Annotated in this window: 11 protein-coding genes; 2 read left to right on the top strand and 9 right to left on the bottom strand. The window is 67.9% G+C overall.

All coding sequences use genetic code 11. The features are described 5' to 3' along the window. Positions 1-42 precede the first annotated feature (42 nt). From ACWPOC_RS04245 to ACWPOC_RS04215, 7 genes are read right to left on the bottom strand one after another with little or no spacing between them, the layout of a single operon-like run. Positions 43-1,278, bottom strand: coding sequence for a CaiB/BaiF CoA transferase family protein (locus tag ACWPOC_RS04245; RefSeq protein ID WP_455408060.1), 1,236 nt, complete (start codon positions 1,276-1,278; stop codon positions 43-45). A 19-nt stretch (positions 1,279-1,297) separates the two neighbouring features. Further along, the gene (locus ACWPOC_RS04240; protein WP_120281378.1) at positions 1,298-2,773 is read right to left on the bottom strand and encodes an aldehyde dehydrogenase family protein; all 1,476 of its coding nucleotides are present in this window, start codon (positions 2,771-2,773) and stop codon (positions 1,298-1,300) included. Then, entirely contained in the window at positions 2,773-4,143 is a 1,371-nt protein-coding gene (hmgA, locus tag ACWPOC_RS04235) for a homogentisate 1,2-dioxygenase (RefSeq protein ID WP_455408059.1), read from the bottom strand. The genes ACWPOC_RS04240 and hmgA overlap by 1 nt, the downstream gene beginning before the upstream one ends. Then, positions 4,140-5,192, bottom strand: a complete 1,053-nt coding sequence (locus tag ACWPOC_RS04230) for a lipocalin-like domain-containing protein (protein WP_120281377.1) — start codon at positions 5,190-5,192, stop codon at positions 4,140-4,142. Before ACWPOC_RS04230 ends, hmgA begins: the two co-directional genes overlap by 4 nt. Positions 5,193-5,240: 48 nt before the next feature. Then, positions 5,241-6,518, bottom strand: coding sequence for an oxygenase MpaB family protein (locus ACWPOC_RS04225; RefSeq protein ID WP_120281376.1), 1,278 nt, complete (start codon positions 6,516-6,518; stop codon positions 5,241-5,243). After that, positions 6,515-7,690 (bottom strand): alpha/beta hydrolase, encoded by a 1,176-nt coding sequence (locus ACWPOC_RS04220; protein WP_455408058.1) that lies wholly within the window; start codon positions 7,688-7,690, stop codon positions 6,515-6,517. The genes ACWPOC_RS04225 and ACWPOC_RS04220 overlap by 4 nt, the downstream gene beginning before the upstream one ends. After that, on the bottom strand, positions 7,687-9,486 hold the full coding sequence (locus tag ACWPOC_RS04215) for a multicopper oxidase family protein (RefSeq protein ID WP_455408057.1): 1,800 nt from the start codon (positions 9,484-9,486) through the stop codon (positions 7,687-7,689). Before ACWPOC_RS04215 ends, ACWPOC_RS04220 begins: the two co-directional genes overlap by 4 nt. Before the next feature lie 109 nt (positions 9,487-9,595). On the opposite strand from ACWPOC_RS04215, the gene ACWPOC_RS04210 reads away from it, so the two are divergent. Both ACWPOC_RS04210 and ACWPOC_RS04205 read left to right on the top strand, forming a co-directional pair. Beyond that, complete coding sequence (locus ACWPOC_RS04210; RefSeq protein ID WP_455408056.1) at positions 9,596-10,417, top strand: esterase/lipase family protein; 822 nt, start codon at positions 9,596-9,598, stop codon at positions 10,415-10,417. Positions 10,418-10,455: 38 nt separating this feature from the next. Further along, a complete protein-coding gene (locus ACWPOC_RS04205) occupies positions 10,456-11,037 on the top strand; it encodes a TetR/AcrR family transcriptional regulator (RefSeq protein ID WP_238588733.1) in 582 nt (193 codons plus the stop codon). A gap of 90 nt (positions 11,038-11,127) precedes the next feature. Here the strand turns inward: ACWPOC_RS04205 and ACWPOC_RS04200 are convergent, their stop codons facing one another. Then, positions 11,128-12,240, bottom strand: a complete 1,113-nt coding sequence (locus tag ACWPOC_RS04200) for an NAD(P)H-dependent flavin oxidoreductase (RefSeq protein ID WP_455408055.1) — start codon at positions 12,238-12,240, stop codon at positions 11,128-11,130. A gap of 8 nt (positions 12,241-12,248) precedes the next feature. Further along, a complete protein-coding gene (locus ACWPOC_RS04195) occupies positions 12,249-13,916 on the bottom strand; it encodes an acyl-CoA synthetase (protein ID WP_120281372.1) in 1,668 nt (555 codons plus the stop codon). Between the last annotated feature and the right edge of the window lie 35 nt (positions 13,917-13,951).

The following is a 13,951-nucleotide window of genomic DNA, read 5'->3' as shown; positions in this document are numbered from 1 at the left end:
GCGAGCCTTCACCTCGCGTTGCGTACCTCGGATGATGCCGTGCTAGATGATTCCCCGCTCGCGGAGTTCCTTCTGCTCGATGTCGCTCAGTCCGAGGATCTCGCCGTAGACCGCCGCGTTGTCGTATCCCGCGACGGGCGGACCGGCACGACGTACCGAACCCGGCGTCCCGGTGAGCGTCGGCACCACACCCGGGCCGAGTACGTCTGCGCCGGTGCGCTCGTCGTGATGCGGGACGATCATCTCGCGTGCCCGGAACTGCGGATCGGCGACGACCTCCGCGACCGTGTTCACCGGCCCGGACACCACACCCGACGACGACAGATGCGCCAGCAGGTCGTCGAGCGTCCACGTCGCCGCCCACTCACCGATGAGGGCGTCGAGCTCGTCCTGGTTCACGCCGCGCGCGAGATGGTCGGCGAAGCGCGGGTCGTCGGCGAGCTCGAGGCGCTCCATCGCCGCGCACAGGCGACGGAAGACCGTGTCCTGGTTGGCGGCGATGACGATCCACATGTCGTCGGACGTCCGGTACAGGTTCGACGGGGCGATGCCCTCGAGCCGTGTGCCGGAGGGGCCGCGGACGACGCCCGCGACGTCGTAGTCGGGGATCACCGATTCCTGGATGGCCAGGCACGCCTCGGTGAGCGCCACGTCGACGACCTGCCCGCGTCCGGTCCGTTCGCGGCCGAGCAGCGCGGCGAGGATGCCCTGCACGGCGAACATCCCGGCGAGGGAGTCGCCGAGGGACAGCGCGAGTCGCGGGGGCGCCTGGCCGGGATATCCGTTCAGGTGCCGCAGTCCGCTCTCCGCCTCGGCCACCGACGCGTAACCGGCCTGCCCGGCCTTGGGACCGGTCTGCCCATAGCCGGAGACGCGAGCCAGCACGATGCCCGGATTGATCTCGGAGAGCACGTCGTAGCCGAGCCCCCACTTCTCGAGCGTGCCGGGACGGAAGTTCTCGACCACCACGTCGGACTCGGCGACGAGACGCCGGAACAGTTCCTGCCCGTCGGGTGCCCGCAGATCGAGGGTGACGCAGCGCTTGTTGCGCGCGTGCACCGTCCAGAAGTAGCGATGCCCGTCCCGCTCGCCCTGTCCCCAGGTGCGGAGCGGGTCGGGACGCTTCGGATCCTCGATCTTGATGACGTCGGCACCCATGTCGCCGAGCAGACGTCCTGCATACGGACCGGCGATCAAGGTTCCCAGTTCGAGCACCCTGATGTCCGCGAGCGCTCCCGCTGCCTGCGACTCGCCTTGTGTCGACTCGGCTTGTGTCACTGCCTCTTCCGTCCTCTGGTCAGTAACCGAGGTGAACCGTCTTCTCCTCGGTGAACGCTTCGAGCCCGCTGCGGCCCAGTTCACGCCCGATGCCGCTCGCGTCACGTCCACCCCAGGGTAGTGCCGGATCGGGGACACCCCAGCCGTTGACCCACACCGTGCCCACACGCAACTGCGGGATCACGCTGTGCACGGTCGACAGGTTCTGGCTGAAGACGAACGCGTTGAGACCGTACTTCGTGGCGTTCGCCAGCTGCACGGCCTCCTCGGTGGTTTTGAAGGTGATGACCGTGGCGACGGGGCCGAAGATCTCCTCGCGGGCGATGGTGAGGTCGTTGGTGCCGCGGAAGACGGTCGGCTCCACGAAGAAACCGCGCTCCCCCACCCGCGACCCGCCGGTCAGCAGCTGAGCACCTTCGTTCTTGCCCTTCTCGATGTAGCCGAGGATGCGGTCGAGCTGCTTGCGGTTGACGATGGTGCCCTGCGTCGTCGACGCGTCGAAGGGATCACCGATCACCGCTCCGCGGGCGAACTCGACGAGTCCCTCGACGACCTGATCGGCTATCGACTCGTGCACGATCACGCGCGTGCCGGCCGCACACACCTGGCCCTGGTGGTAGAAGTTGCCCATCGCGATCCACGGCAGCGACGCCTCGAGGTCGGCGTCGGGGAAGATCAGCTGCGGGGCCTTGCCGCCGAGTTCGAGGGTCACCTTCCGGAACTTCTCGCCGGCGAGCGAGGTGATGGTCTTCCCGACGGCCGGGCTGCCGGTGAAGGTGATCTTGTCGATGCCCTCGTGGGCGGCCAGCGCAGCACCGGCTTCGGGACCGAGACCGGGCACGACGTTGAACGCGCCGTCCGGTACTCCGGCCTCGGCGAGCAGGTCGGCGAGCTTCAGGGTCGACAGCGAGGCGTCCTCGGCGGGCTTGACGACCACCGAGCATCCGGCGGCCAGGGCCGGGGCGATCTTCCAGGCCGCGACGACCGTCGGGTTGTTCCACGGGGTGATCGCACCGACCACACCGAGGGGCTGGCGCAGGGTGAATCCGAAGCGGTGCTGCGGACCCACATCGGGCAGGATCATCGCCTCACCGGCGATCTTGTCGGCCCAGCCGGCGTAGTGCCGGAACGACGCCGCGGCGGCGGGGATGTCCCCGGCGACGGTGTCGGCGTAGAGCTTGCCCATCTCCGCGGTCTCGAGCGCCGACAGTTCGGGGGCGTGCTGCTCGATGAGGTCGGCGGCACGGGAGAGGATCCGGCCGCGTTCGGCACCGGCCATCCGCGACCAGGCACCGGATTCGAAGGTGTCGCGCGCGGCGAGGACGGCCGCGTCGATGTCGGCGGCCCCACCCGCCGCGACCTCGGCGACGACCTCTTCCGTCGCCGGGTTGATCGACGAGAAGTGGGCACCCGAACGGGCGGGCACGGCCCGGCCGCCGATCCGCAGCTGCGGGTCGGGTACGACGACGGGTGCGGGGGTGGACAGTTCGGTCATCACGACTCCTGGGGAGAAGGTGGGGTGAAGCGTCGGGTGAGGCCGGACCACGAGGAGTCGTAGTTCGGCTGGCGATGCGCTGCGCGGTGGGCCGCGTCGGTGACGGAGAGGGCGAGTCTCGTCTCGAACATGAACGACAGGGTGTTCACGAGCTTGACCGGCTTCAGTTCGGCCGACGTCGCGAGATCGAAGGTCTCGACGTCGGGTCCGTGGGCGCCCCACTGGTTGTGGAGCGAGGCGCCGCCGGGGACGAATCCTTCCGCCTTCGAGTCGTGCTGTCCACGAACGAGTCCCATGAACTCGGTCATGACGTTGCGGTGGAAGTGCGGCGGCCGGAAGGTGTGCTCCCCCACCACCCAGCGGTCAGGGAACACACAGAAGTCGACGTTGGCCTGCCCCGGAATCGGGGTGGGCGAGGTGAGCACGGTGAAGATCGACGGATCGGGATGGTCCCAGCCGGCCGTGGTCATCGCGTTGAAGCGGCCCAGATCGTACTTGTAGGCACCGTGCGTGCCGTGCCAGGCGACGACGTCGAGGGGCGAGTGGTCGAGTTCGGTGGCCCACAGGTGCCCACCGAACTTCTGCACGAGTTGCACCGTGTCCGAACGGTCCTCGTACCAGGCCGTCGGGTACAGGAAGTCGCGGGCGTGGGCGAGACCGTTCGCGCCGATGGGGCCGAGTTCCGGCAGGGTCAGGGCGGCCCCGTAGTTCTCGAGCAGGTAACCGGTCGCCTTCTCCCCCAGCAGGTCCACGCGGAACCGCAGACCTCGTCCGATCACCGCGATCTCACCGGGTTCGACGAGCAGCCGTCCCAGCTCGGTGCACAGCAGCAGCGCGCCGTCCTGCGGGACGAACAGCAGTTCTCCGTCGGCGTCGACGAAGTAACGGTCGGTCATCGACTGCGACGCCGCGTACAGATGGACGGCGATGCCCGTGCGGGCGCGGACGTCCCCGTTGACTGCGTAGGTCGTCACGCCGTCGAGGACGTCCGTGCCCGGTGCCGGTTCCGGCTGCGGATCCCAACGCAACCGGTTCGGGGTGAGCACTCCCCCGGCGTCGGGTGCCGACACCCAGCCGGCGTCGTCGATCCGCTCGAAGGGGCCGTGCGCGGCGGACGGCATGATCCGGTATGTCCATGTGCGGCGATTGATCTCGCGGGGCTCGGTGAACGCGGTGGCCGAGTGCTGTTCGGCGTAGAGCCCGTACGCGACCCGCTGGGGCGAATTCTGTCCCCACGGAAGCACACCCGGAACGGCCTCGCTGTGGTGCTCGTTGCCAAAGCCGTGCAGATACTCGATGCCCGCGAAGCCGGGCTCCACACCGATGCCCGCGCAGCCGGGCTCCACACCGACGTCCGCGCGCTCGCTCATGTCAACGCGACCATCTCGTGCAGCGTCGAACCCGAACGCTCGTGATCGGTTCCGTCGACGGTCACCGTCATCGTGAAATCCGACCGGAAGCGGAAGTAACCGGGATGACCGACGAGCCGGTTGACGAGAGGCTTGAGCAACCTGCTCGACGCGAGCGGAACGTCCTCGAGCAGGTTGTGGGCGTGCACGATCTCGCGGACGGTGAGCTTGACGTCGAGCGAGCCCGGGATGCGGAGACGGATCCACGCCGGGTAGGTGCGGTCGGCGACCGCGTTGTGCACGATCGGCCCCTCCGTCAGTTCCACCTCGCCGTTGCTGAGGATCACCTCGCGCCCCTGCGCGACCATCACCGGCTGCGACCAGTGCGATCCGTACTTCTTCTGGGTGTGCACCATCGCGTAGACGAGGGTGAAGTCCTCGGTGTACAGCCGGCCCCAGTACCACTTGTCGATGAGGCGCTTCATGTCGCCGACGCCCCAGTTGTGGTCGTGGTAGCCGCGACCGGTGACCTCGGTGGTCTGCCCGTCCACCGTGACCGTCCCCGCGACTCGCGCTCGCGGCGCGCCGACGACCCACGCAAAGAATTCGCGTTCGTTGTAGCTGGTCCGGCCGCCACCGGGCATCCACGGCGGGACCTCGGCGGTGAAGGTCAGGTCGAAGGCGAGGTCGCCTTCGGACACCGACACGTGGTAGACGGGCAACCCGTCCTCCTCGCCGGTCAGCTTCGCGAAGCTCTCGCCGACGCGCACGTCGCACCGTTCGGTGGACACCGAGAGGTCGGCGTCGGTGTACGACCGGCTCGCCTCGCGTCGCTTGCCGTCCGCGCTGTAGACGTGGATCTCCACACCGGGCTTGCGGTGCACCAGTTCCCGGGTCTGGATCATCGCCACGACGATCCGTCCGTCGTCGAGATGGGCGTCGAAGTACCAGTGTTCGAAGGCGTGCTTGTCGGTGGACGGGTGGGCGCCGTTGTCGGCGGCCTCCACGGCGGTGATCTCACCGTCGCGGCGTCCGGGGCCGTTCCATGCTTCGACGATGTGCAGGGTCATCGAGTTCTCTCCGTACGAGGTCTAGTGGGGCGGGACTGTCCGGGCCGATCAGCGACGGAGTGCTCCGCTGGCGTCGAATTGCGCTTCGCGCCCCTCCATCTGGGCGCGGTACCAGTTCTCGCGATGAGCGCACATGATCTTCTCGTGCACGCCGGCCGCGCCGGGGACGAACCGCCGGGTGAGTTCCATCGCGGTGATGAGCGGGAAGCGGACGATCGGGATGATCATCCAGGGAAGCACTTTCGGCATCGAGTACTTGCGTCGGGTGCCCGGCCCCATGAACATCGCCGAGTACACCGAGTTGATGCGGAAGTTGTAGTGCTCCCGCAGTCTCTTCAGGCCGCGGTGCCCGTCGCGCGGGGCGAACGCCTGCGGGTAGGACTCGATGAGTTCCTTGCCGTGCTCACCCGAGTCGTACGAGCGGGAGATCACGGTGCTCATGAGCGCGCGGATGCTGTCGGCGATGGTCTCGGGGTACCACTGCATACGCACCCCGAGCAGGTAGCCCATGTACTTCTGGAAGTGGATGAGCGCGCGGATCTCTCGCGGGGTGGTGTGGTAGCCGAGGGTCCACAGGGCCAGACCCGGGGTGAGGCTGCCGGCGATGAGGGTGAGCAGCATGTAGGTCTGGCTGATCGGCAGTCCCCACTTGGCGATGTCCCATTCGGGGTGCTTCGCGACGCGTGAGCGCACGGACACGTGCATCACGCGGACCTTCAGCGCGGTGGCCCGCCCTTTCGAACCCGGGGCGAGCAGCGCGCCGGGTTCGGATACGTCGATCCAGAACCGGCAGGTCTCGAGGAAGCGGCGCAGGGCGTTGTCGCCGGCATAACCTCCGGCGAGCGACAGCGGTGTCGCGACGGCTGCCTCGGTGTAGATCTCGAGGGTCTCGGCGCCCGCGAAGCTGAACAGCATCGTGCCCCAGCGACGCCAGATCGCGGCACCCTGCTCGACGAGTTCGGGCTGCACCCAGTCGGGCACGGTCTCGAACTCCTCGAACAGGGCCTTCATCGCGTCGGGCACGTCGTCGAGCGAGTCGATGCCGTCGACGAGGGCCTTGTCGAGCATCTCGCGGGTCTTCTTCGGCCCGAGTTCACCGTGGTAGACCTCGTCGACGAAGCGCTCCGCCGTGGGGTCGCCGCTGAACAGGTCGTTGCACAGGGCCCGGGCCTGTTCGTCGGTGGGCAGGAAGTCGAAGCCGGTGAGCCATCGGACGAGGTTGCGGGTGCGCTTCACCCCGGGCTTCTCCAGCGCCTGCCAGTAGGGGAAGGCGCTCGGGCATCGGTCCTGTGCGGTGCGTCCGGGACCGGCGAGTATTCGGGTCATGCCGATACCTCCTCGAGTACCGTTCGGCGGATCCACTCGACCAGTCGTCCGACGACGTCGGAGAGACCGTCCGGTTGATCCACGAGATAGTGGTTGAGGTTCCGCATCTCGATCAGTTCGTTGTTGCTGCCCGCGAGCGCGCCGTACATCAGCCGGGAATCCTCGGCGAAGGCCGCCTGGTCGCCGAGCAGGCTCATCACCATCGTCGGGCTGGTGACGTTGCGGAGGTCGGTGAGTGCGTCGGCGTGGGTGTGGTCGACGCTCCACGTGCTGAGCCAGCTGCGCACCGTGACGAAGCGGGCCAGTCCACCGGCGGCGGTGTTGGCCGCCTTCGGATCTCCGTACATGGAGCCGAGTGCGCGGTCGCTCGGGTCGAGGCTCAGGTCGACGAAGCGCGGATCCGCGACGGTGCGGTGTACGACGAAGCCGCGATCGGAGGCGCCGGTGCGTTCGAGGTCGGCGAGTTGCTCGAGCGCCCACGCGTCGATGCGGCGCATGCGGGCGAGCTGCGCGTCGCGGTACCTCTGCACCCATTCGGAATCGAGTGGCGCTGTGCGCCCGGGGGCGTAGAGGTCGAGATCGGGATCGGTGGCGTAGGGGTCGGATTCGTCGGTGACCGCGCCGTCGATCCAGTGCCGGAGAACGCGTGCCCGGCCGGGGTGCGCGCCGACGAGCATCAGGGCGTCGGCCGGTCGCAGGTTCGCCTCGGCGAACGGTGCCGGGTCGCCCGCGGGTGTGGTCGTCACGGTCGGGTTCTGCGCCTGCGACTGGTAGAACGACGCGAGCGACCCGCCGCCGCTGAACCCGAGGAGTACGACCTTCTCGAAGCCGAGTTCGTCGGTCATCCACCGCACCCCGGTGCCGAGGTCGAAGGCGGCCCGCTCCATGATGAGTGCCGGTTCGTTGGACGAGTAGCGGGTGTTGAGTCCCATTGCGGGGACGCCTGCTTCGGCGAAGGCGCGGAGCAGGAAGTGGCTCAGGAAGTTCGAGGCCGGGTGGCACATGACCACACCGACGTCCTTCGAGTACCCGGGTTGCGCGACGAGGTTGCCGTGCAGCGTCGGGTAGTGGCGGCTGAGCCCGGAGTGCATCTCGACGCGACCGTCGTTCGCCGGTTCGTACGGGATGCGCTGGAAGTGGTCTCGGGTCGTGGTGGAACTGGTGGAAGTCATGTCACCGTCCGGTATTTGAGCATCATGTCGTGGTCTTCGTGGTCGAGGATGTGGCAGTGCCACACATATCCCTGCAGGTCGCCGCCGGCAGTGTCGCCGTGGTCGGCGTGGTCACCGTGTTTGCCGTGGCCGGCGCGGTGCGGATCGAAGGTGTGCACCGCGCGCGAGAACGTCGCGTCGGGGTCGAAGCCGAGTTCGTCGGCGGTCGGGAAGTACGCGATGATGCGGGTCACCGAGTTCGGATCGCAGATGACCGTGTCCTTGTAGCCGGTCTCCCACGGCTCCGGTCCCCGCATCGGTTCGACGACGTACGGGTCGGGATCGGGCGTCCACTTGAGCCCGATGGGCGGTTGCGGCTGCCGCGCACACATCGCGAGGGTGTTGATCGCCTGCCGTCCCAGAACGCGGAAGTGCACCAGATGCAGGTGGATCGGGTGCGGGTCGGGCGTCGCGTTGACGATGTTCCACTGCTCGACGGTGCCCTGACGCGGCATCTCGATGTCGGTGCTGTGGTACATCAGGTTGTTCAGCGACATGATCGACGGCGGGATCCGCACCTCCGAGGGCTGGCTCAGCGATACGTTCCGTACGTTCTGCGGCACCGGGATCGGCCCGACCGCGGGCGGTAGTCCGGGGCCGCCGCGCAGGCGGTCCGGGACCGGACCGGTGAACCCGCGGCCGGATTCGGCTCGGAAGCGCATGAACAGCGGCATGAGCACGGCACCGATCTGCGCGGCCTGCGGTGCGGCGGGTTCGGAGTTGCGCAATTCGACAGTGGCGTCCACGTCGAGCTGCGCGAAGTCGACGAGCAGGTCCACGCGTTCGCCGGGCGACAGTCGCACGCGGGTCGTGGGAACCGGCGCATCGAGCAGGCCACCTTCCATGCCGATCACCCAGAACGGCATGCCGTTGGAGAAGTGCAGGTCCCAGATGCTGAACGACGCCGCGTTGAGCAGCCGGACCCGGTAGAGCCCGCGCGCGACCCGGGCCTCGGGCCAGATCCTGCCGTTGACGACGCCGACGTCGCCGACGGCGCCGCCCTCCCAGCGACCCTGCGGGACGATCGGGGTGGAACGGATGCTTTGCGAACCGTCGCCGTTGACGATCTTCTCCTGCAGCACCAGATCGAGTTCGAACTCGCCGGTGGGCAGGCCCAGCGGGTTGCCGGGCAGTCCGGTGTCGTAGTCGTCGCGGAGCAGGTACATGCCGGCCAGTCCCGCGTAGGCGTTCAGGCGGGTGACGGCCATGGCGTGGTCGTGGTACCACAGCGTCGTCGCGTCCTGACGGTTCGGGAAGCGGTACGTGAATCCCTGTCCGGGCCGGGAGATCTGCTCGGGGTTGCCGTCGAATTCCGGAGGCGTGACCCCACCGTGCAGGTGCATCGAGGTGGGGACGTCGGTGCGGTCGCGTTCGCTCAGACCGTGCAGCGAGGTGTCGAAGTCGACGGCGAAGGGATGCGCGTCGATGCGGTTGCGGTACTCGATCGACGTCTCCTGCCCGCGGTGCGCCACGAGAGTCGGTCCGCCGTAGGTGTTGTCGCCGTAGGCGAGAGCGGGACCGGGCGGAAGGTCGCGGTGGAAGCTGTGCATCGTGCTGACGGCGTCGATCCGGTAGGACGACGAGTCCAGACGCGGCAGGACGGGCAGGCCGTCGACGAAGGGTTCGAGTCGTGGGGAGTGGAACAACAGGGGGCGGGAGATGTCCGGCCCGTCCGCGAACGCTCGGCCACCGAGAAGCACCGCACCGGTTCCTGCGGCGAGCCCGGCGAGAAGGGTTCTACGGGTGAGTCTCTGCATGACGCGGCTTTCTGTGTTCCGGATCGGGAGTCGATGCGGACAGTCATCGTGACCGCCGCCACAGTACCATACGGTATGGTTTGGTCAAGGTGCGCACAGAGGAGTGCAGATGACTCGATCCCCCTGCTCGGCGATGGTTTCGGCGGTCGCTGTTCTCACCCTCGCCGCGGTGGCTCCGGCGCCCGCAGCGGCCGATCCGAGCCCTGCGCCGTGCTCCGGCGCAGACGCTGCTGTGGCACTCGTCCACGACCTCGCGAGCACTCCGGACGTGTGGTCCGATCTGCGCGCCGACCTCACCGGAGCCGGCTTCTGCACCGTCCCCGTCACCTGGGGCCAACCGGCGGGCACCGATGTCCCGATCCCCCTCGCCGGCCTGCGGGGCGTCGACGCGGGCGCACGCGACCTGGCCGACGCCCTGGACGAGCTGTGCGGGCAGCGATCGCAGTGCACGGTCGACGTCGTGGCGCACGGCGCCGGTTCCCTCGTCACCCAGCGATACCTGCAGGATCACGGCAACGATCGGGTCCGATCGCTGACCACACTCGGCCCGATGTGGCACGGCACGGAGATCGCCGGACTGGCCGCCGCCGAGCAGACCAGCCGCGACCTCGGCACCTACGACGCGGTCCTCACCCTCGAGAAGCCGCTCGTCGACCCCCTGTGTGCCGGATGCCGCGAGATCATCGCCGGATCGGATCTTCTACGCGACCTGCATGCGCGCGGAGCGCCCACGACCGGGATCGACTACACCGACATCGTCTCCCGCTGCGACGGACTCGTCGTCCCGCCCGAGAACGGGGCGCTGCCCACCTCGACCGCGGTCACGCTTCCCGGGCCGGATTCGTCACCATGCGTTCACCATTGGGCGCTCCCCCACGATGGCTCGGCACGCGATGCCGTCCTCACGGCACTGCCCGGTTCGGGCATGTAGTCTCGATTTCGGATCCGATCGAGACGAGGTGACCATCCGTGGCAGAGCAACCGGCGAGGAGCGGTCGCCGGTCGGGCAGACGACCACGACTGTCCCTCGACGACTGGACCGAGGCAGGTCTGCGCCTGCTCGTCTCCGAAGGACGCAGCGCCGTGAAGATCTCGCGCCTGTGCGACGACCTCGGAGTCACCAAAGGTAGCTTCTACTGGCACTTCTCCGACATCGACGACCTGATGAAGGCCATCGCCACCCGCTACACCTCGCAGGACAACGACGCCGCGCGCGGTCTGACGAGCCTCGAGGAACTGCCCGTCGACGAACGGCTCGCCCACATGGGAGCAATGCTCGTCGACGAACGCGCCTGGGAGGCCGAGGTCGCGGTCCGCGAATGGGCGCGCAGCGACCCGCAGGTCGCCGAGTCGGTTCGCGCACTCGACCAGCGCATCATGGCCGTCGTCCGAAACTGTTTCCTCGAACTGGGTTTCGACGAGGAAGAAGCCGAGCTGCGCGCCGGCACCCTCGTCTACGCGGGCATCGGCTTCCTGTACGGCCGCGACAGCCTGCCCTCCCCCACCGCCACGCAGATCCAGGAGCTGTTGAAGATCCTGGTCCGCCGCTGATCCCTGTCCGGCGCCGTTCCCGAAACGGGACGATGCCCGGGGCGGATCACTCCACCCCGGGCACCTGCCACCCCACCACTGTGGTCCTGTCTAGCGCGCCTCGTTCAGCCGCTCGACCGCCTCGTCGTAGCCCCGGACGAGCTCGGCCATGATCTCCGCGACGGGACGAATCTCGTTCATCCGCCCCACCACCTGCCCGACCGGCATCGCGACGGCCTCGGGGTCGTCGGCCGCAGACATGCGCTGGTGCGCCTCGCTCACGAGGATGTTCTGCAGCGGCATCGGCAGCGGTTCGGGCGCATCGGGTTTCGACCACGCCTCCGTCCACTTGGTCTTGAGCAGACGCGCGGGCTTGCCCGAGTAGATCCGCGACCGCACGGTGTCGGACGAGCTCGCTCCGAGCAACGCGCGCTGGATCGACGACGGGCCGTGTGCGGCCGCCCCGAGCTTGTACTCCGAGGTGGTGAGCCAGTACGAACCCATCCACACGCCGGAGGCGCCGAGAGCCAGTGCCGCCGCGACCTGCCGCCCCGATCCCACACCGCCGGCAGCGAGCACTGCCGCGGAATCGCCGAGTGCATCGACGATTTCGGGCCACAGCACCATCGATGCGATCTCACCGGTGTGCCCGCCGGCCTCGTAGCCCTGCGCGATCACGATGTCGACGCCGTTCTCGACGTGCCGCTTCGCGTGCTCGACCGCGCCCGCGAGTGCCGCGACCGGCACTCCCTTCTCGTGCGCGAGGTCGATGACGTCCTTCGGCGGCGATCCCAGTGCGTTGGCGATCAGGGCGGGCCGGTGGGCGAGGGCGACGTCGACGTGCGAACGCGCGACCGAATGCAGCCAGCCCAGAACACCGCTCGCCTCGCCGACGTCGTCGGACAACGGCGGCACACCGAGTTCGTCGAGTGTGCGGTTGACGAAGGCGCGGTGCTCGGCGGGGATCAGTTTGTCGAGGTCCACCGCGGTGCCCTCGGTGGGCACCTTGGCGGGCATCACGACGTCGACGCCGTACGGTTTACCGTCGGTGTTCTCGTCCATCCAGGTCAGGACGGCGTCGAGTTCCTCCGGGTCGTTGAACCGCACGCACCCGAGGACGCCGAGTCCGCCTGCGCGGCTGATCGCCGCCGCGACGTGTTCGGAGGGCGTGAATCCGAAGATCGGATACTCGATACCGAACTTCTTGCTGAGGCCGGTCTGCATGTGTCCTTCTATCCCGTCGCCGCGGCGCCGTTGCCGTCGCCGTTGTTGTAGACCTCGTCGGCCGGACGCAGTCCGGTCTGGTCCTTGGCCCACCGGTAGTCGGGCTTGCCCGCCGGCGACCGCTTGATCTCGTCGACGAACCACACCGCGCGCGGCACCTTGTACCCTGCGATCTTCGACCGCGCCGTCGTCATGAGTTCGTCGAGCGTCGTCTGCTCGCCCTCGCGCAGCGCGACGACGGCGGAGACCCGCTCGCCGAAGCGCTCGTCCGGGACACCGACCACCAGGGCGTCGAAGACCGCCGGGTGCTGCTTGAGTGCGCCCTCGACCTCTTCGGGGTAGACCTTCTCGCCGCCGCTGTTGATCGAGACCGAACCGCGGCCGAGCATCGTGACGGTGCCGTCGGCCTCGACACGCGCGTAGTCGCCGGGGATCGAGTAGCGGATCCCGTTGTACTCGCGGAAGGTCGCCTTGGTCTTGGCTTCGTCCTTGTAGTAGCCGAGCGGGATGTTGCCGGTGCGCGCAACCATGCCGACCTTGCCGGAACCCGGTTCGATCGGGTTGCCGTCGTCGTCGAGGACGGTGGTCGACTCGTCGATCTTCACCGTGGGACCGCCGCCGAGGGTCTTGCCCTTCTCGGCGATACCGATGCCGCCGAAGCCGGTCTCGGACGAACCGATGGAGTCGGTGATGATCTTGCCGGGCAGCAGGTCGAGGAAGCGGTCCTTGATGGACGGGGAGAACAGAGCGGCGCTCGACGCCATAGCGAACAGGGTCGAGAGGTCGTAGGGCTGACCGGTCTTCGGGTTGCCCTCCTCGAGTGCGTCGAGCATGGGACGGGCCATCGCGTCGCCGGTGATGAAGATGACGTTGACCTTGTGGTCGTCGATGATGCGCCACACCTCGTGGCCCGAGAACTCGGGGTGCATGATGACCTTGCCACCGCTGAACAGTGACTGGAACAGCGCCCACTGGGCGCCGCCGTGGATCATCGGCGGGATGGGATAGCGCACGAGACCGGGATTCTCGGCGCCCTCCTTCGCCAGCTGCCATTCGTCCTTGACCCACTCGCCGGTCATGAAGTTGATGCCGCCGCCGAGGACGCGCCAGACGTCCTCGTGACGCCACATCACGCCCTTGGGGTGGCCGGTGGTGCCGCCTGTGTAGAGGATGTAGATGTCGTCGGCGCTGCGGTCTTCGAAGTCGCGTTCCGGCGGGCTCTGCGCCAGTGCCGCTTCGTATTCGATGCCGCCGTAGGCCGAGAAGTCGACGTCGGTGCCGTCCTCGACCACCACGACGGTCTTCACCAGCGGGGTGCTCGGAAGGACGTTCGCCACCTTGTCGGAGTACCGGCGCTCGTGGATGAGGGCCACCATGTCGGAGTTGTCGAAGATGTACTGCAACTCGTTCTCGACATAGCGGTAGTTGACGTTGATCATGATGGCACGGATCTTGAAGACCGCGATCATCGCCTCTACTGCCTCGATGGTGTTCCGGGAGTAGATGCCGACCTTGTCGCCCGGCTCCACGCCTTGTTCGCGCAGGTAATGAGCAAGTCTGTTGGCTCGTTCCTCCAACTGTGCGTAGGTGACCTCACGTCCGTCCGAGGCCAGCGCGACGCGCTCGGGAACGAGGTCGATTGCGTGTTCGACGAGGTCTGCGATGTTTAGGGCCACGTTGACAAAAGTAGAACGTGTTACCGTTTCTGACA

The sequence above is a fragment of the Rhodococcus sp. 5G237 genome, assembly GCF_053764735.1.
The sequence above is the reverse complement of the archived record's forward strand: the minus strand, read 5'-3'. Positions and strand labels throughout refer to the sequence as shown.

What these genes read in the sequence shown, in the direction of transcription:
- ACWPOC_RS04210 (WP_455408056.1), top strand. Translation starts at nt 9,596, where the DNA reads ATGACTCGATCCCCCTGCTCGGCGATGGTTTCGGCGGTCGCTGTTCTC.
- ACWPOC_RS04215 (WP_455408057.1), bottom strand. Translation starts at nt 9,486, where the DNA reads ATGCAGAGACTCACCCGTAGAACCCTTCTCGCCGGGCTCGCCGCAGGA.
- ACWPOC_RS04240 (WP_120281378.1), bottom strand. Translation starts at nt 2,773, where the DNA reads ATGACCGAACTGTCCACCCCCGCACCCGTCGTCGTACCCGACCCGCAG.
- ACWPOC_RS04225 (WP_120281376.1), bottom strand. Translation starts at nt 6,518, where the DNA reads ATGACCCGAATACTCGCCGGTCCCGGACGCACCGCACAGGACCGATGC.
- hmgA (WP_455408059.1), bottom strand. Translation starts at nt 4,143, where the DNA reads ATGAGCGAGCGCGCGGACGTCGGTGTGGAGCCCGGCTGCGCGGGCATC.
- ACWPOC_RS04230 (WP_120281377.1), bottom strand. Translation starts at nt 5,192, where the DNA reads ATGACCCTGCACATCGTCGAAGCATGGAACGGCCCCGGACGCCGCGAC.
- ACWPOC_RS04220 (WP_455408058.1), bottom strand. Translation starts at nt 7,690, where the DNA reads ATGACTTCCACCAGTTCCACCACGACCCGAGACCACTTCCAGCGCATC.
- ACWPOC_RS04200 (WP_455408055.1), bottom strand. Translation starts at nt 12,240, where the DNA reads ATGCAGACCGGCCTCAGCAAGAAGTTCGGTATCGAGTATCCGATCTTC.